The 20151-nt window shown below is 65.1% G+C and carries 19 protein-coding genes; 13 read left to right on the plus strand and 6 right to left on the minus strand.

The window, feature by feature from the left end; genetic code table 11:
* The first annotated feature begins 2 nt into the window (after nucleotides 1-2).
* The 7 genes from O0880_RS19425 to O0880_RS19455 all read left to right on the plus strand — a co-directional run bounded on the left by O0880_RS19425 (nucleotide 3) and on the right by O0880_RS19455 (nucleotide 8977).
* Complete coding sequence (locus O0880_RS19425; protein ID WP_289888221.1) at nucleotides 3-1346, plus strand: amidase; 1344 nt, start codon at nucleotides 3-5, stop codon at nucleotides 1344-1346.
* 94 nt (nucleotides 1347-1440) lie between these two features.
* On the plus strand, nucleotides 1441-2784 hold the full coding sequence (locus tag O0880_RS19430) for a paraquat-inducible protein A (RefSeq protein ID WP_083412002.1): 1344 nt from the start codon (nucleotides 1441-1443) through the stop codon (nucleotides 2782-2784).
* Complete coding sequence (locus O0880_RS19435) at nucleotides 2777-4408, plus strand: MlaD family protein (RefSeq protein ID WP_289888223.1); 1632 nt, start codon at nucleotides 2777-2779, stop codon at nucleotides 4406-4408. The genes O0880_RS19430 and O0880_RS19435 overlap by 8 nt, the downstream gene beginning before the upstream one ends.
* Nucleotides 4409-4431: 23 nt before the next feature.
* Entirely contained in the window at nucleotides 4432-5001 is a 570-nt protein-coding gene (locus O0880_RS19440) for a PqiC family protein (RefSeq protein ID WP_289888224.1), read from the plus strand.
* Nucleotides 5002-5055: 54 nt separating this feature from the next.
* The gene (locus tag O0880_RS19445; RefSeq protein WP_071325191.1) at nucleotides 5056-5448 is read left to right on the plus strand and encodes a DUF2946 domain-containing protein; all 393 of its coding nucleotides are present in this window, start codon (nucleotides 5056-5058) and stop codon (nucleotides 5446-5448) included.
* A gap of 77 nt (nucleotides 5449-5525) precedes the next feature.
* Nucleotides 5526-7637, plus strand: a complete 2112-nt coding sequence (locus tag O0880_RS19450) for a TonB-dependent receptor (protein WP_289888227.1) — start codon at nucleotides 5526-5528, stop codon at nucleotides 7635-7637.
* Between the two features lie 8 nt (nucleotides 7638-7645).
* Nucleotides 7646-8977, plus strand: a complete 1332-nt coding sequence (locus tag O0880_RS19455) for a PepSY-associated TM helix domain-containing protein (RefSeq protein ID WP_289888228.1) — start codon at nucleotides 7646-7648, stop codon at nucleotides 8975-8977.
* On the opposite strand, the gene O0880_RS19460 is transcribed toward O0880_RS19455, so the two are convergent.
* A complete protein-coding gene (locus tag O0880_RS19460) occupies nucleotides 8949-10352 on the minus strand; it encodes a hypothetical protein (protein ID WP_289888229.1) in 1404 nt (467 codons plus the stop codon). The two genes, O0880_RS19455 and O0880_RS19460, sit on opposite strands and share 29 nt — an antisense overlap.
* Nucleotides 10349-10570 (minus strand): hypothetical protein, encoded by a 222-nt coding sequence (locus O0880_RS19465; RefSeq protein ID WP_289888230.1) that lies wholly within the window; start codon nucleotides 10568-10570, stop codon nucleotides 10349-10351. Before O0880_RS19465 ends, O0880_RS19460 begins: the two co-directional genes overlap by 4 nt.
* A 369-nt stretch (nucleotides 10571-10939) precedes the next feature.
* Between O0880_RS19465 and O0880_RS19470 the strand changes: the two genes are divergently transcribed.
* Both O0880_RS19470 and O0880_RS19475 read left to right on the plus strand, forming a co-directional pair.
* The gene (locus tag O0880_RS19470) at nucleotides 10940-12100 is read left to right on the plus strand and encodes a hypothetical protein (protein ID WP_289888232.1); all 1161 of its coding nucleotides are present in this window, start codon (nucleotides 10940-10942) and stop codon (nucleotides 12098-12100) included.
* 76 nt (nucleotides 12101-12176) lie between these two features.
* On the plus strand, nucleotides 12177-12563 hold the full coding sequence (locus O0880_RS19475; protein ID WP_289888233.1) for a hypothetical protein: 387 nt from the start codon (nucleotides 12177-12179) through the stop codon (nucleotides 12561-12563).
* Nucleotides 12564-12575: 12 nt separating this feature from the next.
* Here O0880_RS19475 and O0880_RS19480 read toward each other — a convergent pair whose 3' ends face one another.
* Entirely contained in the window at nucleotides 12576-13490 is a 915-nt protein-coding gene (locus tag O0880_RS19480) for a LysR family transcriptional regulator (RefSeq protein WP_289888236.1), read from the minus strand.
* Between the two features lie 102 nt (nucleotides 13491-13592).
* Between O0880_RS19480 and O0880_RS19485 the strand changes: the two genes are divergently transcribed.
* The 4 genes from O0880_RS19485 to O0880_RS19500 all read left to right on the plus strand — a co-directional run bounded on the left by O0880_RS19485 (nucleotide 13593) and on the right by O0880_RS19500 (nucleotide 17363).
* A complete protein-coding gene (locus O0880_RS19485; protein ID WP_289888237.1) occupies nucleotides 13593-14702 on the plus strand; it encodes a muconate/chloromuconate family cycloisomerase in 1110 nt (369 codons plus the stop codon).
* 10 nt (nucleotides 14703-14712) lie between these two features.
* Nucleotides 14713-15003 carry a muconolactone Delta-isomerase gene (catC, locus tag O0880_RS19490; RefSeq protein ID WP_071325184.1) on the plus strand — a complete coding sequence of 97 codons (291 nt, stop codon included), beginning with the start codon at nucleotides 14713-14715 and terminating at the stop codon, nucleotides 15001-15003.
* Nucleotides 15004-15036: 33 nt separating this feature from the next.
* The gene (gene pcaD / locus O0880_RS19495; protein ID WP_289888239.1) at nucleotides 15037-15828 is read left to right on the plus strand and encodes a 3-oxoadipate enol-lactonase; all 792 of its coding nucleotides are present in this window, start codon (nucleotides 15037-15039) and stop codon (nucleotides 15826-15828) included.
* Nucleotides 15829-15959: 131 nt separating this feature from the next.
* Nucleotides 15960-17363, plus strand: coding sequence for a sodium:solute symporter family protein (locus O0880_RS19500; protein ID WP_289888241.1), 1404 nt, complete (start codon nucleotides 15960-15962; stop codon nucleotides 17361-17363).
* 13 nt (nucleotides 17364-17376) lie between these two features.
* Here O0880_RS19500 and O0880_RS19505 read toward each other — a convergent pair whose 3' ends face one another.
* From O0880_RS19505 to O0880_RS19515, 3 genes are all read right to left on the minus strand, one after another.
* Nucleotides 17377-18771 (minus strand): GntP family permease, encoded by a 1395-nt coding sequence (locus tag O0880_RS19505; protein WP_071326683.1) that lies wholly within the window; start codon nucleotides 18769-18771, stop codon nucleotides 17377-17379.
* 140 nt (nucleotides 18772-18911) lie between these two features.
* Nucleotides 18912-19190, minus strand: a complete 279-nt coding sequence (locus O0880_RS19510) for a PAAR domain-containing protein (protein ID WP_152256561.1) — start codon at nucleotides 19188-19190, stop codon at nucleotides 18912-18914.
* Nucleotides 19191-19208: 18 nt separating this feature from the next.
* Nucleotides 19209-20138 (minus strand): tetratricopeptide repeat protein, encoded by a 930-nt coding sequence (locus O0880_RS19515; protein WP_289888244.1) that lies wholly within the window; start codon nucleotides 20136-20138, stop codon nucleotides 19209-19211.
* Nucleotides 20139-20151 lie beyond the last annotated feature (13 nt).

Here is a 20151-nt window from a genome sequence, read left to right on the forward strand (position 1 = left end):
CAATGAGCAAGACCATCCGTGAACTGGCGGCCGACCTGGCTGCCGGTCGCATCACCAGCGTGGAACTGACGCAGCGCATGCTGGCGCGCGCCGAGGCGCACCGCGCGCAGGGCGGCCATGCGTATGTCAGCCTCGATGGCGAGCAGGCGCTGGCCGAGGCGCGTGCCAGCGATGCGGCGCGCGCCGCTGGCCTGGTGCGTTCGCCGCTGGCCGGCGTGCCCATCTCGATCAAGGACCTGTTCGACGTGCGGGGGCAGACCAGCAGCGCCGCCTCGCAGGCGCTGGCCGATGCGCCACCGGCCGACGCCGATGCGCCAGCCGTGGCGCGCCTGCGCGCGGCAGGTGCCATCCTGCTGGGACGTACCAACATGAGCGAATTCGCCTTTTCCGGCCTGGGCCTGAATCCCCATTACGGCACGCCGCGCCATCCGCACGACCGCGCGCGCGTGGCCGGCGGCTCCACCTCGGGCGGCGCCGTCACGGTGGCGCTGGAAATGGCGGCAGGGGCCCTGGGCACGGACACGGGCGGCTCGATCCGCATCCCGTCCGCCTTTTGCGGCTTGACGGGTTTCAAGCCGACGGCGGCGACCGTGCCGCTGGCCGGCACGGTGCCCCTGTCGCGTTCGCTCGATTCGGCCGGTCCCATCGCGCGCAGCGTCGATTGCTGCGCGATTTTGTACGCGGCGCTGTCGGGCCAGGAGATCGCCGATGGCGCGCCCGCACTGAAGGGACTGCGCTTCGGCTTTACCCTGGACTACGTGGGTGCCAATGTCGAACCGCAGGTGCAGCAGGCGTTTGAGCGCGCGCTGGATGCATTGCGCGCGGCAGGCGCGCAGGTAGAACAGTTCGATTTCCCCGAACTGCTGGAGCTGCCGACGATCAATGGCGGCGGAGGACTGGTGGCGGCCGAAGCCTGGCACTGGCACCGCGCGCTGCTTGAGGCGCAAGGCGCGCAGTATGACCAGCGCGTGGCGGCGCGCATCCGCCGCGGCCAGCAGCAGGGAGTGGCAGACTACATCGACTTGCTCGATGCGCGCGCGCGCCTGATCGCCATCGCCAGACGGCGCCTGGCGCCCTATGACGCCTGGCTGATGCCCAGCGTGGCCATCGTGGCGCCGGAAGTGGCGCCGCTCGAAGCCGATGACGCCACCTTCTTCGCCACGAATGGCCTGGTGCTGCGCAACGCCAGCGCGATCAACTTCCTCGATGGCTGCGCGCTGTCGCTGCCGTGTCACGAGGAAGGCACGCTGCCCGTGGGGCTGGGCATCTGCGGCCTGGCTGGCGCGGATGAACGGGTGCTGCAGATTGGCCGCGCGGTCGAGGCATTGTTGAGGGGGCACCAATAAATAGTGCTGCAGTGCAGGAAAATGCCAACTATGTAATATGATAGCTGGCATTGACATGAGATAGTCGCGCTCGCGCGCCGGCAAACTTCACACTGTGCACCGATACGACCTGATTAGCTGTCATGACTGCGGCGTGCTGTACCGCAAACGTCCGCTGCGTCCACGCGAAAAGGCGCGCTGCATCCGTTGCCGCTCGGTGCTGTACCGGGGCGCCCATGCGCGGGGCGCGCCGGCCGAATTGACCAAGGTGGTGGCGCTGACCCTGGGCGCCGCCCTGGTCTTCCTGATCGCCCAGTTCTTTTCCATCGTCGAACTCGACGTCAACGGCCTGACTTCCAGCGCCACCTTGCTCGGTTCCATCCGCGTGCTGTGGTCCGAACAGATGCACATCGTGGCGACGATGGTCTTCCTGTTTACCATCCTCTTTCCCGCCATCGAACTCGGCTCCCTGCTGTATGTGGCGCTGGGCCTGCGCCTGGGCGTGAGGGTTCCCGGCTTCAACCGCGTGCTGCGCGCCGTGCAGACGGCGCGCGAGTGGGGCATGACGGAAGTGCTGATGATCGGCATCCTGATCACCGTCGTCAAGATGACGAGCCTGGCCACCGTGGTGCCGCAACCTGGCCTGTTCGCGTTTGGCGCGCTGACGCTGATGCTGGCCATCGTCGTTTCGTTCGACCCGAAGGCGCTGTGGAACCTGGGCGACGACCTGACGCGGCAAGCACTGCCCGGCATCCGCTACAAGGCCTTTGCGCCCGGCGAGAAGGTCGTGCCCTGCCATGCGTGCGGCCTGGTGGCGCCGCCTTTGGTCAAGGGCAAACACCTGGAGTGCGCGCGCTGCGGCTCGGCCCTGCACGTGCGCAAGCCAAACAGCATCAGCCGCACCTGGGCCCTGCTGATCGCCGCCATGATCCTGTACATTCCCGCCAATCTGCTGCCCGTGATGGTCACGCAATCGCTGTTTGGCGCACAGGACGATACCATCATGAGCGGCGTCGTTCTCTTCTGGACCAGCGGCTCGAAAGGCCTGGCCATCATCATTTTCATTGCCAGCGTGGTCGTGCCGATGTTGAAACTGGGCGTGCTGGCGCTGCTGGCCTGGACGGCGCAGCGGCGCTCGCGCTGGCGGCCGCGCCAGCGCACCATCCTGTACCGCATGGTTGAATTCATCGGCCGCTGGTCCATGCTCGATATCTTTGTCGTCACCCTGACGGTGGCGCTGGTGCGCTTCAAGTCGCTGGCCGTGATCACGGCCGGCCCTGGCGCGCTGGCCTTTGGCGCGGTGGTGGTGCTGACCATGCTGGCGGCGATGCAGTTCGACCCGCGCCTGATCTGGGACCCCGTCGATGACAGGGCGGCCGAGGATGAAGAGCGTGCCAGGCTTGCGCCAAATAGCAAAAATACCGGAAACAATACAGTGATTGGAGAACAGCATGTCTGACAAAGAAGCGGGCGACCTTGCCGAAACCGGTGCGCGGCCACTGCCCGAACCCGATGTGGATCCGGCCAGCCGCTGGCTGCCGTCGCTGGTGTGGCTCATTCCGTTGCTGGCCGCGCTGATCGGCGCGGGCCTGGCCGCCAAGTCCATCCTCGACCAGGGCCCCACGGTGACGGTCAGCTTCACCAGCGCCGAAGGCCTGGAGCCGGGCAAGACCAAGGTCAAGTACAAGGATGTCGACATCGGCCAGGTGCGCGCCATTACCCTCGATGACGACCTGACCAAGGTGCAGGTGACGATCGACATGAGCAAGGAAGCGCGCCGCTTCGCCACGGCCGATTCGCGCTTCTGGGTGGTGCGCCCGCAGATCGGCGCCAGCGGCGTGACGGGCCTGGGCACCTTGCTGTCGGGCGCGTATATCGGCGTCGACACGGGCAAGTCGGAAGCGAAGAAAGACAGATTCGTCGGCATGGAAAATCCGCCTGCCGTGGCCGGCGACCAGAAGGGCAAGCTGTACACCCTGCATGCGGACAGCCTCGGTTCCGTCGACGTGGGCTCGCCCCTGTTCTTCCACCGCCTGCGCGTGGGCAAGGTGGTCAGCTTCGCGCTGGACAAGGACGGCAACGGCATCACCATGTCGGTCTTCGTCAATGCCCCGTACGATCAATTCGTCGGCAAGAATGCGCGCTGGTGGCATGCCAGCGGCGTCGACGTGCGCCTCGATTCCAACGGCTTCAAATTGAACACGCAATCCCTGGCCGCCATGCTGGTGGGCGGCATCGCCTTCGAGGCGGAAAACGGCCGCAAGCCGGAAGAGCCGGCGCCGGCCGGCACCAGCTACCGCCTGGCGGCCGACGAGGCCAGCGCCATGCGCGAACCCGATGGCGAGGCCATTACCACCGTGTTCTATTTCGACCAGTCCCTGCGCGGCTTGCAGCCCGGCGCCACGGTGGACTTCCGCGGCATCGTGCTGGGCGAAGTGCGTTCGGTCGGCATCGAATTCGATCCCGTGAAGAAGAACTTCCGCATGCCGGTGACGGTCAACCTGTATCCGGCGCGCCTGGGCATGCGCTTCAAGGCGGCCGTCGACGATGCGGAAGGCTCGGCCGGCCACCAGCTGATGGAGCGCATGGTCAGCCGCGGCCTGCGCGCCCAGCTGCGCACGGGCAACCTGCTGACCAGCCAGCTGTATATCGCGCTGGACTTCTTCCCGAAAGCGCCGAAGGTGGCGCTGGACCTGAACAAATATCCGCTGGAAGTGCCGACCGTGCCGAATACCCTGGATGAATTGCAGACGCAGATCGCCAGCATCGCGCGCAAACTGGACCAGGTGCCGTACGCCGAGATCGGCAACAACCTGAACGCCACCATCAAGCAGGCCAACACCCTGTTCAGGCAGCTCGATGGCCAGGTGGTGCCGGAAATGCGCGACACCCTGACGGCGGCGAAGCAGACCTTCGGCACGGCCGAGCAGGTGCTGCAAAAGGATTCGCCGCTGCAGTCCGACGTGCGCCAGGCCTTGCAGCAGCTGACGCAGACCCTGCAATCGCTGAATGCCCTGTCGGATTACCTGGAACGTCATCCCGAGTCCCTGATCCGCGGTAAAAAAGGAGATGAGAAAAAATGAAGCAGCCAATTCTTGCGCTTTTGATGACAGCCATCCTGCTGGGTGGTTGTTCCACGCCGCAGCCCGAGCATTTCTATACCCTGAGCGGCGGCGCCGACGCGCAGCCGGCCAAGCCCGTGAAATACTATGTCGAGGTGCTGGCCGTCAGCGTGCCGCAGCAGGTGAGCCGCAACCAGTTCGTCGTGACGGCGCCCTCGGGCCGCATCGAATTGCTCGAGCAGCAGCGCTGGGCCGGGCCGCTGGCCGGCGAAATCGGCCAGTCCCTGTCGACGGCCGTGACGAACGAGCTGGGCGCCATCGACGTGTTCCGCACGCCACACCCGGACAACCTGCCCGTGTACCGCATCAGCACCAATGTGCAGCGCTTCGAGTCGGTGATGGGGCAGTACGCGCTGATCGACGCCGTGTGGAGCGTGCGCCAGCTGGCTGGCAACAAGGTAGTGACTTGCCGCACGGTGGCGAATGAAAAAGTGGCTGCCGGCTACGATGAACTGGTGACGGGCCACCGCCGCGCCGTGGCGCGTATCGCCACCGACATGGCGGGCGTGGTGCGCGCCCTGGAGGCCGGCAACGCCGCCTGTCCCGCCACCTGAGCCGATTTTCGCCTTTCCTGCCCGGCCGGCCGCTGCTAGAATGTGGCCATGGGAATGACCGCACTCACACGTCGCTGCGCCGCCTGGATCGCCTGTTTCGCGCTCCTGCTGGCGGCGCTCGCGCCGTCGATATCCCAGGCCGTCGCCAACGCCAAGCAGGAATCGGGCTCCGGCTGGGCTGAAATCTGTTCGGTGGCCGGCATCCGTTTCGTCCAGGTCGCCGACGATGGCGCCGCCGATGGCAAGTCCGGCGGCAAGGCCATGCAGATGGAGCATTGCGCCTTCTGTGCCACGCATGCCGGTTCCGTCGGCTTGCCGCCCAGCCCCGTGCTGCCGCTGCCTGTCGCCGGCGGCACGGCCATCCTGCCTGCGCTGTACTACCAGTCTCCCGCACCGCTGTTCATCTGGTCCACCGCGCAATCGCGCGCACCGCCCGCTCTCGTCTAGGTTTTTGCATTTTCAATGTTTGCGTTGTCCGCCTTCCGGCGTGATGCGCCGCATCCGCATACTTAAACGAGAATTACATGAACAAACAAATGTTGGTGCTGGCCGCGGCCATCACCGTGGCTTATCCCTGCGCGCAGGCGCAATCCGATCACGTCATCGACACCGTCGTCGTCTCCGGCTCGCGCGCACAGGCGTGGCTGTCCGAAACGCCGCAGGCCATCGGCGTCGTCAATGAAAAGACGCTGCAGCGCGACAAGCCCAAGACCATGGGCGATATCCTCAACCGCATCGCCGGCGTGTACTGGAATGACCTGGGCAACGAGCAGCACAGCATGAGCATCCGCCAGCCCATCGGCACGAATGCCGTCTACCAGTACCTGGAGGATGGCATTCCCATCCGCCCGCTGGGCGTCTTCAACCACAATTCGCTCAACGAGATGAACATGGCGGGCGCCAGCGGCGTCGAAGTGGTCAAAGGGGCCGCTTCTTCGCTGTATGGCAGCAATGCCGTGGGCGGCGCCGTGAATTTCCTCACGGCCGGCGCCAGCGCGACGCCGACGGCCAGCGCCAGCGTGCGGCGCGACGGCGTGGCCGGCTTTACGCGCTACGACACGGCCGCCAGCGACACCTGGGGGCCGCTGGGACTGCGCTTTTCCCACTACAGCTCGCGCCGTTCGCGCGACAACTGGCAGGAATACAGCTATGGCGACAAGGACTCGTTCTCGCTGCGCGCCGACTATGCGCTCAGTCCCACTTCCCAGCTGCGCGCCACGCTCGTGCACACGGACCTCGACGCGGCCATGACGGGCAGCCTGTTTGAAAACGATTACCGCCATGATCCGGGCAAGAGCCTGAACACGTTTACCTACCGCAAGGACAAGACCACGCGCATGAATGTGGCGTGGGAAGGGGCGACGACGGCCGGCGGCACGACCACCGTCACCGCCTTCACGCGCAAGAACGACCATGGGCAGTTGCCGGCCTATTCCATCGGCAGCTGCGCCGGCAGCCTGTGCAAGGGCGTCATCAACAACAACCACGTCGATTCGCTGGGCCTGGACGTCAAGCACCAGCAGAATTTTGCGTGGCTGAATTCGCGCCTGATCGCCGGCGTGTACGTGGACAAGAGCGACAATCCCTTTGTCAGCGATAACCTGGCCATCGTGCGCGACGCGGCCACGGGCCGCTACCTGCGCTATACGCTGGCCAATGCGGGCAATCCGCAGGGCGTGCGCGACTACCAGACGGATATCCTCAACACGGCGTTCTTCGCGCAGTGGGAATTCACGCCGCTGGCGGGCACGCGCGTGGTGCTGGGCGGCCGTTCGGATGCCATCCGCTACGACTACCATAACAATCTGGCGCCGGGCGGCAGCGTCAATTACGGCGCGCCCGACGAAACGCGGCGGTTTTCGCATGTCAGCCCGAAGCTGGGCGCCACCTACGCCATCGGGCATGCGGGCAGCGTGTACGCGAATGTGAGCCAGGGCTTCACGCCGCCCGAGGTCAGCCAGCTGTATGGCAAGACGGGCATCGCCGATCTGCAGCCTTCCGTGTACAACAACTATGAGCTGGGCCTGCGCTGGGCCTTTTTGCAGGGCCGGCTGAAGCTCGATACGGCCGTGTACCGCCTCGATGGCCGCGACACCATCGTCAGCTATACGCTGTCGCCGGGCAATAGCGAAAACCGCAATGCGGGCCGCACCCGCAGCGAAGGCCTCGAGTTGGGCTTGAACTACGCCAGCGGCCCGTTCGACGCGCGCTTCGCCACGGCCGTCGCGCGCCACCGCTACCTGCGTTACCAGGTGTCCGGCACGCTCGACTACAGCGGCCGCGACATGCCGCAGGCGCCGCGCGACATCACCTCGTTCGAAGCCGGCTACGCGCCCGTGGCTGGTGCCAGGGTGGCGCTGGAAGTGCTGCACCAGGGCCGCTACTGGATGAACAACGCGAATACGGTGGAGTACAAAGGCCACGCCTTGCTCAACCTGCGCGCCAGCTATCGCCTGTCGCGCGGCTGGGAGGCGTGGGCGCAGGTGCGCAACCTGATGGACAAGCGCTATGCCGATTCGGCCAGCAGCAGCTATTCGGGCGTCGGCAGCTATGCGGCCAATACCCAGAACCAGTACACGCCGGGCGCGCCGCGCAGCGTGATGCTGGGCCTGACCTATAACTACCACGTAGAGTGAGGTTGCCGATGAACCAGACGACTTCCCTCCTGGCGCGCCGCAAGAGCCTGTACTGGCGCATCCATTTCTGGGCCGCCCTGATCGCCTCGCCATTCGCCTTGCTGGCCACCTTGACGGGCATCCTGTACGTGTTCACGCCGCAGGTCGAGGACAGGCTGTACGCGCACCTCGAGCATGTGGCGCCGCAGGGCGCCATGCGTCCCCTCGATGCCGCCGTGGCCGCGGCGGAAACGGCCGCTCCCCGTGGCTGGGCCGTGCAGCACGTCGTGCCGCCTTTCCATCTCGATGACACGGTGCAGGTGGCGTTCGCGCCACCGGGCGGAGCGCCCGATGAACATGCCGGCCATGGCATGCCGGCGAAGGCCCGGCCTGCCTTCGGCCTGCCCGCGCAAGCCGTCATCGTGTATGTGAACCCCTACGATGCCTCCGTGCTGGGGACGCTGGCCAGCAGCGAACGTTTCGGCAACTGGGCGAAGAAACTGCATTCGCGCCTGCTGCAAGGCGATGGCTGGCGCTGGATGATCGAGCTGGCGGCCAGCTGGCTGGTGGTGATGCTGGCGACGGGCGTGGTGCTATGGTGGCCGCGCGGCGCGCAAACGGGCCTGCCCAGGAAGGGCGCCACGGGGCGGAATGGCTGGCGCCAGTGGCATGCCTTTCTCGGCGTGGCGCTGGGGCTGGTGAGCGTCGTGATCCTGGCCACGGGGCTGACGTGGAGCCAGCAGGCGGGCGGACGCATCCGCGTGCTGCGCGACATCAGCGGCCAGGCGCCGCCGCCCGTGCCGCGCGGCCTGCATTCGCGCGAGGATGGCGCGCCGCTGGACTGGCAGGATGCGTGGCAGGTGGCGCGCAGCCACGCGCCCGCCATCGCCCTGCAATTGACGGCGCCGGCCAGCCAGGAGGATGTGTGGCGCGCCACGATGGCCGACCGCAGCCGGCCCACGCTGCGCTTCGACCTGCAATTCGATGCCTACAGCGGCAAGCCCCTGTATTACGCGGGCTGGGATGCGCAGACGGCGTTCGGCAAGGCGACGGCCATCGGCATCCCCTTCCATCGCGGGGAATTCGGCTGGTGGAACCAGGCCTTGCTGCTGCTGTTTGGCGCCAGCGTGCTGTTCTCGCTGGTGTCGGGCTGGGTGATGTTCTTCAAGCGTCGCGCTCCCGGCAGCCTGGGCTTGCCGAAGCTGCTGCCGGGCGCCTGGACCTCGCCGTCGCCGCTGGCCTGGCTGGCGGCGGCCGGCATGTGCGCGCTGATGCCGCTGCTGCTCGTCTCCGGTTCGCTGCTGATGCTGCTGGAGCTGATACTGGCGCAGGCTAGCCGCCGACGATGGGCTGGGCGATGATCCATAGACTGAGCAGGGTGTAGGCCACCATCAGGGCCAGCATCGGATACTGGCTGCGCAGGGCGGCGCGGCGGCCGGCGAACAGGCGCAGCGCGCACACGTGCGCCAGCCAGACGGCCGCCACGTGGCCGGCAACGATGGCGAACAGCGACACGTACCACACCGCCTTGGCGTCGACGATGCCCAGGCGGATGAAGTACAGCCGCGTGCCGAACAGGTCCCAGCCCAGGCCCAGCGGATCCGATGCGAGCGGGATCAGGTACTGGCCCGCCATCGCCAGGAAGGACAAATAATGGGCGAAGTGGTAGGCGATGGCGATGGGCACCAGTGTCAGCACGAAGCGGCCGGCCACCTGCATCAGGGGCACGGGCGGACGGCCATCGCTGGCGCCGCAGCGGGCGATCAGCAGGCAAAACAGCAGGAAGACGGCGAGGAACAGGGCCGGCATCAGCAGCAGCGCGGCCGTGGTGATCCAGCCGATCGCCCCCGGCGACAGAGCGAGGACGGCATCGACGATGTCGTACCACGTTTGCGTTTCCATCATGCCGTCGAAGCTGACGGCGGCGAGCATCAGGATCACCAGCACCAGGCGCGCGCGGTGCACGGGTTCCGCCACGAGCAGGCCCGCCGCATACGGCCGGACGTACCAGGCGCCGTCGCGCAGGGTGTTCGGCGCGAAGCGCGCCAGCAAGCCAAAGACGACGTGGAAGACTTCCGCATTGCGCAGCCAGGTGGCGCGGCCGAACAGCGCCATGCCCGCCCACGTGAAGGCCGAATACAGCAGCATGGCCCAGGCCAGGCTGGCCGGCTGTTCGCTGCCTTCCCAGTTCAGCTCCATCCAGATGAAGCAGAAGAACAGGAGCGTGGCCGGCCAGCTGTCGAGCCATGCGGGCCAGCCGAATGGCGCGCGCCGGCGCGGGCAAAGCCGCTGCGCCGCGCGCGCCACGCTGTCGAGCGGATTGACGAGCGCCCACAGGTCGCCGACCAGCGCCGAGACATAGGCCATGCCCACCCACCAGACGGCCCACACCATCGCCGGCGCGATGTTCTTTACCGGATTCTGCACGCCCACCAGTCCCGCCACGATCACCAGCACGTACAGGGCCAGCACCAGCAGGCGCAGGAAGAAGGCGAGGGCGCGCGCGCCGGGTATGCGGCGCAGGAGCAGCCGCGCATGGTCGCCCTGGCAAGGCGCGGCGGGTGCATTGCCGCGCCACAGCGCGAGGAAGGCAAACGACAGCGCCACCGTCAGGCCCGCGCCCGTCAGGTACAGCCATAGCGGCAGCGGCAGGTCGTAGCGCTGGCCGAAGCCATGGGCGAGGCTGAGGCATGGCGTGGCAAGCAGGCCGGCAGCGGGCAACAGGCGCCGCGTCATGGCGGCAGCACTTCCAGGTACATCAGCGGCGCTTCGCGGTGATGCTTGTGCTGCTTGCCCTGCGTTTGGGCGCCATAGCCGTGCGCGGAAACGGGGAAGCGGCCCGGCACCGTGGCGTCGACGCGCATGGCTTTCATCTCGCCTGGTTTCACCGTCAGCAGCTGGTCATAACCGTGCAGATGGATATCGACTATTTCGTCGGTAGTCCAATCCAGCATGATTGTGCCGTACTGCCTGACCCGTATCGTCGGCGGTTTTGCCGCGATCTTGCGCTGCACAATGGCCATGGAAACGTGCTGTTCCCGCACCTGCCGTTTTACCGCAGAAGCGCTCTGCGACTGGCTTTGCGGGGAGATGACGAGCATCAGGAAGGCCAGCGCGCAGCATGCGGCAAGATGGGGGCGGAGGATTTTTTTCATTCTTAAATTTTAGGAAATATTTCCATCATTGGCCATCTGAAAAAAAACGCCAGTTTGAAAAAGTGCCGCCGTAGAATGATCGGCGCGGACCGGCGGCAAGCATCGCCTGTCGGCGGATCCGACGACACTTGGAAAAAGGCAGGGGAGACGATGACGAATAAAAAACGGATGTTTGCACTGGCAGTGGCGGCCCTGGCCGCGCTGCCCGCATCGGCCGAAATCCTGGCCATGGTCAATTACGAAAGCAAGTCGCCCGAGTCCCTGAGGGCGCTGAAAAGCCCGGTGGCGCCGCCCTCGCGCAAGGAGGGCATCGCCATCATCGACGTTGATCCCGAGTCGAAAAACTTCGGCAAGATCGTACGCGACATTCCCCTGCCGTCGGACCTGGTGGCGCACCACATTTTCTACAACCACGACATGAGCAAGGCCTACATCACGGCGCTGGGCAAGACGCAGCTGCGCGTGATGGACATGCGCCACAAGGACTTGCCGATCAAGGTGATCGAGGTGCCGACTTGCCAGGTGGGCGAGGACATCGTTTTTTCGGATGACCGCAAGCGCTGGTATTTAAGCTGCATGGGCTCGCAGGCCATGCTGGAGGGCGACGCCGTGCACGACAAGCCCGTGCGCACCGTCAAATTGCCGGCGCCGTATCCGCATGGCCTGGCCATCCACGACGGCATCGACCGGGCCCTGTTGACGAGCACAATCCGCCCCACGGACCTGGGCGACGCCGGTGAGGTGATCAGCGTGGTGGAAACGAGCACGGGCAAGGTGCTGGGCACGCACAAGCTGTCGAAGAAGCCGTCGCCATCGGGCGAGGCGCCGGTGGAAATCCTGTTCGTCCCGGGCAGCAATCCGCCCGTCGCCTACATCGCCAACATGTATGGCGGTACCGTGTGGACGGCCACGTGGAATGCGCAGACGAAGGATTTCGAGACGGCCCAGGTGCATGACTTTGCCGAACAAAAGGCGGGCGTGCCGCTGGAGCTGTATTTCAACAAGGGCGCCACGCGGCTGTATCTGACCACCGCCAAGCCGGGCCACCTGCATATCTTCGATCTGACGGGCGGCGTTGCCACGCCGCGGCTGCTGAAATCGATTCCCGCCGCCGAGGGCGCGCACCACGTGGCGTTCACCAGGGACGGCCGCTACGCCTTCGTGCAAAATGCGCTGCTCAATCTGCCGGGCATGAGCGATGGCTCGATCACCGTCATCGACCTGAAGAAGGAAGCCGTGGTGGGCAAGGTCGATACCCTGAAGGACAAGGGACTCAATCCGAACAGCATCGTGCTGCTGCCGAAGTGGAATGACTTCATGGGGCACTGAAGGGCGGATTGGCGCTAGAATGGAAGGGCGCGGCCCGGCTCGTTGCCAGGGGCTGCCCCTTTGCATTGGCCTACCCATGTTATTCATCGATTTTCCCGCCTTGTCCGCCCTGGCCGCCGCGTCGGCCACCATCACGCAGCCGTGCAGCTGCTGCACCGTGCCGCTGGCCGCCTGGCAGCGCCTGCCCACGTCGCTGGAACTGGAGCGGTTTGAAGAAATCGGCACCCTGCGCGAAGACGCCTATGAGGAGCCGACATTTGCCGAGTACCACCCGCACGGCACGCGCTACGACAGCGAGGACGCGCCCATCGCGCCACGCTACTATCCCGCCAACCTGAGCCAGGTGGTGCGCTGCCTGAATTGCGGCCGCCACTATCTGCGCTACAACGAGGCGGGCGGCTATTTCACGGAGCTGCGCATCCGCGCGCTGCGCCCCGCCTTGCTGGTCGACGCCCCGCTGTAGGCTGTTTCGGCGCTACAGGCTTTCCTTGGCGTGCGCGATGCCGTGTTCATCGTAGATCGAATACACGGCGGCGAGGATGTTTTCCAGCTCGGGCGAGCGGTCCATGTGGCGCACGCTGAAGAAGATGGGGGAAAACGCGTGCGTGTCGTCGAGCTTGCGGTAGACGACGTTGCGGTGATGCATGGCCTGCACGCTTTCGGGCACGATGGAAATCCCCTGGCCGGCCGCCACCAGTCCCATCGATATTTGCAGCTCGCGCACTTCGGTGACGGGGCCGGGCGTGACATTGCCTTCGCTGAACATGGCCAGCACCTGGTCGGCAAAGCTGGGCCGCGGCGCCTTCGGATAGACGAGCAGGGTGTCGTGTATCAGCTCGGTCAACCGCAATCCCCCTTCGCCCTGGACCAGCCGGTGGCCGGGCGGCAGGGCCACCACCAGCCGCTCTTCGCGCAGCAGGATGCGGCGGATGCTGGGATCCTCGCTTTTCAGGCGCCCGAAACCGACGTCGATGCGCCCTTCCTTCAGCGCCTTCAACTGTTCCACCGTCGTCATTTCGTGCAGGGTCACGTCCACCTCGGGATGGCGCTCGCAATAGCGGTGCACGATGTCGGGCAATTCCCCATACAGGGTCGAGGCCACGAAGCCGATCGACAGGGTGCGATCGAGCTTGCCGATGCGCTGCGTCATGGCCTTCAGGTCGCGCACCTGGTCGAGCAGGGGCCGCGCGTGGGCGAGGAAAAACTCGCCCGCTTCCGTCAGCCGCAAGGGCCGCGAACCTTTCTCGATCAGCGCCACGCCCAGGGTTTCCTCCAGCTGCTGCATTTGCCGGCTCAGAGGCGGCTGGGCCATATGCAGGCGCTCGGCGGCCCGCGTGAAGTTCCTCTCCTCTGCTACCGCGACGAAGTAGCGCAAGTGCCGTAATTCCATCTTCATACCTTTCAGGTATAGGTTCGATACCAACTTGGTGTTGGACGTGGCGACAATGGGGGAATATCGTGTCGTCACTGCTCAGGATTATACGGAATAAATATGATTCAAAATATCGAGACCTACCTGGTCGATGTGCCGACCATTCGTCCGCACCGGCTCTCCGTCGCTACCATGCATACGCAAACGCTGGTGCTGGTGCGGCTGCGCTGCGCCGATGGCATCGTCGGCTGGGGCGAGGCCACCACCATAGGCGGCTTGAGCTACGGCGGCGAAAGCCCGGAAAGCATCAAGACGAATATCGATACCTATATCGCGCCGCTGCTGGTCGGCATGGAAGCGAGCGAGGTGGCCAAGGCCATGGCCCGCGTACGCAAGGTGATCCAGGGCAACCGCTTCGCCAAGTGCGCGATCGAGACGGCCCTGCTGGATGCGCAGGCGCGCCGCCTGAACGTGCCGCTGTCGGAATTGCTGGGCGGCCGCGTGCGCGATGCGCTGCCCGTGGCCTGGGTGCTGGCCAGCGGCGACACCGTGCGCGACATCGCCGAAGCGGAAAAAATGCTCGACCTGCGCCGTCACCGCATCTTCAAGCTGAAGATCGGCTTGCGCGACGTGATGGATGACGTGGCCCATGTGCTGGAGATCAAGCGGGCACTCGGCGAGCGCGCCAGCGTGCGGGTCGACGTCAACCAGGCGTGGAGCGAGACGGACGCCGTGCGCGGCATCGCCGCGCTGGAAGCGGGCGGCATCGACCTGATCGAGCAGCCCGTCAAGGCCGGCAACCGCGCCGCGCTGGCGCGCCTGACGCAGCGCTTCGACGTGGCCATCATGGCCGACGAAGCCTTGCACGGCCCCGCCGATGCGCTGGCGCTGGCCCAGGCCGACGCCGCCGACGTGTATGCCGTCAAGATCACCCAGTCCGGCGGCCTGCTGCCCGCACTGGAAGTGGCCACCGTGGCGCGCCTGGCTGGCGTCGGCCTGTACGGCGGCACCATGCTCGAAGGCGGCATCGGCACGGCCGCCACGGCCCACGTCTGCGCCACGTTTGCAGAACTGGCCTGGGGCACGGAACTGTTTGGCCCTCTGCTGCTGACGCAGGAAGTCTTGTGCGAACCGCTCGTGTACCGCGACTTCATGCTGCAAGTGCCGACGGGGCCGGGCCTGGGCGTCGATATCGATATGGACAGGCTGCGCGCCATGCAGCGTCAATAAAGGAGAAACCATGTTATTCCATGTACGCATGAACGTGAACCTGCCCGTGAGCATGCCGGCCGAACAGGCGGCGCTGCTGAAGCAGACGGAAAAGGAACTGGCGCAGCGCCTGCAGCACGAGGGCAAGTGGCGCCACCTGTGGCGCATCGCCGGCCAGTACGCCAACATCAGCGTCTTCGACGTGGACAGCGTGGATGAGCTGCACAACTTGCTGACCTCGCTTCCACTGTTTCCCTATATGCAGATCGAGGTGATGCCGCTATGCCGCCATCCTTCCTCGGTTCGCGGCGACGATTCCTGATGCGCACCCTGGCATGATCAAAGGAAACATTCTATGACGCACACTGTCGTGAATACGCTCAGCGCGGATGCTACGCGCCTGCATTACCGCACCGATGGACAGCGCGGCAATCCCTGCCTGGTCCTGTCGAACTCGCTCGGCACGGACCTGTCCATGTGGGATGCCCAGGCGGCGGCGCTGGCTTCCCGGTTTTTCGTCGTGCGCTATGACGCGCGCGGCCATGGCCAGTCCGCCGGCGGCGGCGCGCCGTTCGGTATCGACAAGCTGGGCCTGGACGTGGTGGCGCTGCTCGACCACCTGGAGATCGCGCGCGCCGCGTTCTGCGGCATCTCGATGGGCGGCCTGACGGGCCAGTGGCTGGGCATCCACCATCCGCAGCGCCTGCATAAACTGGTCCTGGCGAATACGGCGGCGCGCATCGGCACGGCCGACGCTTGGCTGGCGCGGGCGCAGCAAGTGCGGCGCGATGGCATGGGCGCCGTGGCCGATGGCGCCGCCGCGCGCTGGTTCACGCCGCCGTTCATCGGGCGCGAAACGGATACGGTGGCGCGCATGGTGGCCACCCTGCGCGGGCAGGATGCCGGCGGCTATGCGGCGTGCTGCGAAGCGCTGGCCCGGGCCGACCTGCGCGCAGCCGTCGCCACGCTCGGCGTGCCGACCCTGATCATCGCCGGCGAGCACGATCCCGTGACCACCGTCGATGACGGGCGCTGGCTGCAGCAGCAGGTCGCCGGCGCCCGCCTGGCAAGCCTGCCCGCCTCGCATATATCAAACGTCGAGGCGGCGGACCTGTTCACGGCCCAGCTGCGCGCATTCTTGTTGTAAGGCTTGCCGTACCATATCGGTACGGCAAGAATTTGCTTTGCCCCTGAGCACCGCCGCCGGCAGCTCCGGTATGCGGCAGGGGAGGCTTTCTTGAAAAATAATAATAAGAAAAGCAGACTTGGAGTAGACGGATGGAAAACAGATTGATCATCATCGCGGCAGTCACGGTGAGTTATTTCGCCCTCATGTCGTACATTACTTATAGCGTGCGCAAGCATGCCAACAACAGCGAAGGCATGACGGCCGGCGGCCGCAATTATCCGGCCTTCCTGATCGGCGCATTGCTGCTGTCGGAATTCATCGGCAGTTCCGTCAGCATCGGCACGGCGCAAAAGGGTTATGAACTGGGCATTTCCGCCGCCTGGAACCTGGTGGCGCTGTCGCTGGGCTTCCTGCTGCTGGCGATCGTGCTGGTCCGGAAATACAAGGAGAGCGGGCAATCGACGATTTCCGGCATCCTGGCGCAGACCTACGGCGAGCCCGTGCGTTATGCGGCCTCCATCCTCACCATCGTCGCGCTGGGCATCGTGGCCGTCGCCCTGTACGCGAGCGGCGGCGCCGTGCTGGCCGCCGTGTTGCATATCAATAAAACCGTGGCCATCCTGCTGGTGGGCGCCATCACCGTGATCTATGTCAGCCTGGGCGGCATGCGTTCGGTCGTGTACACCAATTTCGCCCATTCCATCGTCAAATACCTGGGCGTGATCCTGGCGCTCGCGTATGCGCTGGAAGCGACGGGCGGCATCGGCGCGCTGCAGGCGCAGCTGCCGGCCAAGATGTTCAACTGGGTCGAGATCGGCTGGGGCCAGATCATCGCCTGGATGATAGGCGGCATCGGTTCCATCTTTGCCACGCAATACGTGATCCAGGCCCTGGTCAGCACGGACAACCCGGCCGTGGCCAAGCGCGCCTGCTATTACGTGTCGTCGCTGATGATCCCGTTCGGCCTGATGGCCGCGCTGATCGGCATGTGCAGCGCCGTGCTGTATCCGGGCATGAAGTCGATCGACGCCTTCCCGACCCTGATCGCCCACATGCCGGCCTTTTCCGCCAGCATCATGATCGTCGGCCTGGCCGGCGCGCTGTTCGGCGGCATTTCCGCCACCACGCTGGCATCGGCCACGCTGGCCATGAAGGATTTTTATGACCCGTGGTACAACAAGGCGAAAAATGACGCGAAATCGATGCTGTTCCTGCGCATCGCCATCGTCGTGGCCGGCCTGCTGCCGCTGGTGCTGGCCCTGTATGCGGAAAAACTGCTGATGATCGCCTTCCTCGGCAAGGCCCTGCGCGCCACCCTGGCCGTGCTGGTGCTGATGGCTTTCTATGCGCCGAAGTTCGGCACGCCGCGCGGCGCCTTTGTCGGCGTGATCGTCTCGGTGGTGGCCACCATCGGCTGGTTCCTGGCGGGCAATCCGTACGGCGTCGACAGCTCCTACCTGGCGCTGGCTGGCCCGCTGCTGACCATGGGCATCAGCCACCTGTTCAAGTCGCCGCAGGCCGTGGCCAAGCCGGCCTCGTCTTCGCGGCCGTAGCTGGCCCCAGCCCTTACACCAGTCCCGTCAGGTAGTACACGGCGATGACGAGGAACACGGCCACCGTCTTGATGACGGTGATGCCGAAAATGTCGCGGTAGGATTGGCGGTGCGTGAGGCCCGTGACGGCCAGCAGGGTAATCACGGCGCCGTTGTGCGGCAAGGTGTCCATGCCGCCGCTGGCCATCGCCACCACGCGGTGCAGCACTTCGAGCGGGATGTGGGCTTGCTGCGCCGCCTGGATGAAACTGTCCGACATGGCGGCCAATGCGATGCTCATGCCGCCCGACGCGGAGCCGGTGATGCCGGCCAGGGTCGTCACGGAGACGGCCGCGTTGACGAGCGGATCGGGCACGCTGCGCAAGGTGTTGCTGACGGCAAGGAAACCGGGCAGTGCCGCGATGACGCCGCCAAAGCCATATTCGGACGCCGTATTCATGGCCGCCAGCAGCGCGCCGCCCACGGCCGCCTTGGTGCCTTCGGCAAAGGCGGCGCGGATGCGTCCGAAGGCCGTCACGCAGACGAGCAAGATACCCAGCAGCAAGGCGCCTTCCACGGCCCAGATGCCGGTGACGGAAGCGATTGCCGTCGTCACGGGCGCGTGCAAGCCCGGCAGCGCTTCGGCGCCGAGCACGTAGCTGTCGCCATACCAGTGGGGAATCAGCTTGGTCAGCGCAAAGTTGGCCACACCCACCAGTACCAAGGGTGCCACCGACAGCAGGGGATGGGGCAGGTCGCCCGAGCCGGCCTTGGCCTGTTCCGCCTCGACGCCATAGCCTTCGCCCGTCGCCATGACGGAACGCCGCCGCCATTCGAGGAAGGCGAGTCCCATGGCCACCGTCAGCACCGAGCCTATCGTGCCCAGCCACGGCGCGGCCCAGCCCGTGGTATTGAAGAAGGTGGTGGGGATGATGTTCTGGATTTGCGGCGTGCCCGGCAGGGTGTCCATGGTAAACGAGAACGCGCCGAGAGCGATGGCGCCCGGCATCAGGCGCTTGGGAATATTGCTTTGGCGATACAGCTCGGCCGCGAACGGATAGACGGCGAACACCACGACGAACAGCGACACGCCGCCATAAGTCAGCGCGGCGCACACGGCGACGATGACGGCATTCGCGCGCGAACTGCCGATATAGCGGATGGCCGCCACGACGATGGACTGGGAAAAGCCGGACAGTTCGATCAGCTTGCCGAACACGGCACCCAGCAGGAACACGGGGAAGTACAGCTTGATGAAGCCCACCATCTTTTCCATGAAGATGCCGCTGAAGACGGCCGGCACGGCCGACGGATCGGTCAGCAGCACGGCGCCGAGCGCGGCGACGGGCGCAAACAGGATCACGCTGTAGCCGCGGTAGGCGGCCAGCATGAGGAAGGCCAGAGCGGCCAGGACTATCAGGAAAGACATGTCGAGCGGATCCTTGCGCAAAGTAGGTATTTAATTAATTGCTCAATTAATATCATGCTTTTCAACAAGGCGCCAACACGCAGGTCAAGGATTGCCCGGCGCAGGCAGATGCGCTGGTGGGTAAAGATGGCAATGGCCAGCTATCCCACTGTCGCGTTGACCCTGCCGATGAGCGAGCATCCGCACGCCGTCTTGCAGCCATGTACGGCCACCGGAATCCCTCCTGCGGTCAGGGTCTCGTGGGCGGTCACAATTTTATTGACGCCATGCGGTGCGCCACCGGGATAGCGTTGTGGACACATGACGTCGTCGCCCAGCCGCGCAATTGCCTTGCCACCGATATCGTGCGTGGGTGAGCCACTGATGACTTTCCCGCCATGGTCGGTGGCGTCGCCGACGGTGATGATTTTCAGGGTCATGGGCTTCTCCTGGTTGGCTCAGTACGTGGGTTTGTCGTAGGACACTGGCTCGACTGCGTCCTCCACACCGGACCAGGGCGGCAATTTCGCAGGAGGCAACGGAAGCACTTGGTCGAGCCGGCTCAGTTTCAGGTCGGGATTGATTCCCAATGCGTCGTAGATGGCGCTGTAGCGCCTTTTACGTTCCGGGTCGACTCCAATACCCAAAGTCCGTAAAAGGTCTTTTTCCTCGTCAGAGTCTTTTCCCCAATAGCCATGGTGGAACATAACCTCGAGGTCTCGCGCACACTCTATGCTCCCAAATTTCACGCCTTCCTGATATATACGTATCGACTCTTGATATCGCTTATTTACTCCGGCATCTAGAGCCAGCGAATAGGCAGCCGGACCGTGCTCCTGTTGATATGCACATTGCAGCATAGTTGCCTCATCCTTAGGACGCCCCGCCTCACCATATGCCCTAGCCAACGCCATCTGTGCCTCCGGGCTGCCGAGCTGGGCCGCCCTCAGGTAGTATGCCCAAGCCAAATCGGCATCGTAGTGCGCGCCGCCATAGCCATGCTCGTGAGCGACACCGAGGTCATACAGCCCCCACGGTTGCATTTCCTTGGCAGCCATACGGGCGATTTCGACACTTTTCTCAGGGTTTGCATCAAGAACATGATTGGATTCGAGAACACCGAGTCCGTGCAGATAAAAATGCGCCATCAGTGCACGCGCTCCCCAGTCGCCCAACTCGGCGGCCTTTTTCACATCGGTGAGTACGCGCGTGGCCTCCTCTCGCGTGAATTGCCACGCTATCTTGCTGCGCCAGAGCTTGCGAGCCTCGATATAGAGCCGGTATGCTGCCGGGTCGCGGCTTGCCGGCATGTGGTCCTTCCAGCGGGCGCATGTGGGCAGCGGGGCGGATAAGCTAAATTTGGTAAATCCATACGGTAAGGTATGCAAGGCTCTCTCCTGC

Origin of the sequence: Janthinobacterium sp. SUN118, from assembly GCF_030397695.1 — a bacterium.
In the GTDB taxonomy this organism is placed as follows: Bacteria; Pseudomonadota; Gammaproteobacteria; order Burkholderiales; family Burkholderiaceae_D; genus Janthinobacterium.

Excerpts from the sequence above, each read along its gene's own strand:
- O0880_RS19465 (WP_289888230.1), bottom strand. The coding sequence starts at position 10,570 with ATGCTGGATTGGACTACCGACGAAATAGTCGATATCCATCTGCACGGT.
- O0880_RS19445 (WP_071325191.1), top strand. The coding sequence starts at position 5,056 with ATGACCGCACTCACACGTCGCTGCGCCGCCTGGATCGCCTGTTTCGCG.
- O0880_RS19440 (WP_289888224.1), top strand. The coding sequence starts at position 4,432 with ATGACAGCCATCCTGCTGGGTGGTTGTTCCACGCCGCAGCCCGAGCAT.
- O0880_RS19470 (WP_289888232.1), top strand. The coding sequence starts at position 10,940 with ATGTTTGCACTGGCAGTGGCGGCCCTGGCCGCGCTGCCCGCATCGGCC.
- O0880_RS19510 (WP_152256561.1), bottom strand. The coding sequence starts at position 19,190 with ATGACCCTGAAAATCATCACCGTCGGCGACGCCACCGACCATGGCGGG.
- O0880_RS19460 (WP_289888229.1), bottom strand. The coding sequence starts at position 10,352 with ATGACGCGGCGCCTGTTGCCCGCTGCCGGCCTGCTTGCCACGCCATGC.
- O0880_RS19500 (WP_289888241.1), top strand. The coding sequence starts at position 15,960 with ATGGAAAACAGATTGATCATCATCGCGGCAGTCACGGTGAGTTATTTC.
- pcaD (WP_289888239.1), top strand. The coding sequence starts at position 15,037 with ATGACGCACACTGTCGTGAATACGCTCAGCGCGGATGCTACGCGCCTG.
- catC (WP_071325184.1), top strand. The coding sequence starts at position 14,713 with ATGTTATTCCATGTACGCATGAACGTGAACCTGCCCGTGAGCATGCCG.
- O0880_RS19480 (WP_289888236.1), bottom strand. The coding sequence starts at position 13,490 with ATGGAATTACGGCACTTGCGCTACTTCGTCGCGGTAGCAGAGGAGAGG.
- O0880_RS19435 (WP_289888223.1), top strand. The coding sequence starts at position 2,777 with ATGTCTGACAAAGAAGCGGGCGACCTTGCCGAAACCGGTGCGCGGCCA.
- O0880_RS19505 (WP_071326683.1), bottom strand. The coding sequence starts at position 18,771 with ATGTCTTTCCTGATAGTCCTGGCCGCTCTGGCCTTCCTCATGCTGGCC.
- O0880_RS19485 (WP_289888237.1), top strand. The coding sequence starts at position 13,593 with ATGATTCAAAATATCGAGACCTACCTGGTCGATGTGCCGACCATTCGT.
- O0880_RS19475 (WP_289888233.1), top strand. The coding sequence starts at position 12,177 with ATGTTATTCATCGATTTTCCCGCCTTGTCCGCCCTGGCCGCCGCGTCG.
- O0880_RS19450 (WP_289888227.1), top strand. The coding sequence starts at position 5,526 with ATGAACAAACAAATGTTGGTGCTGGCCGCGGCCATCACCGTGGCTTAT.
- O0880_RS19425 (WP_289888221.1), top strand. The coding sequence starts at position 3 with ATGAGCAAGACCATCCGTGAACTGGCGGCCGACCTGGCTGCCGGTCGC.
- O0880_RS19455 (WP_289888228.1), top strand. The coding sequence starts at position 7,646 with ATGAACCAGACGACTTCCCTCCTGGCGCGCCGCAAGAGCCTGTACTGG.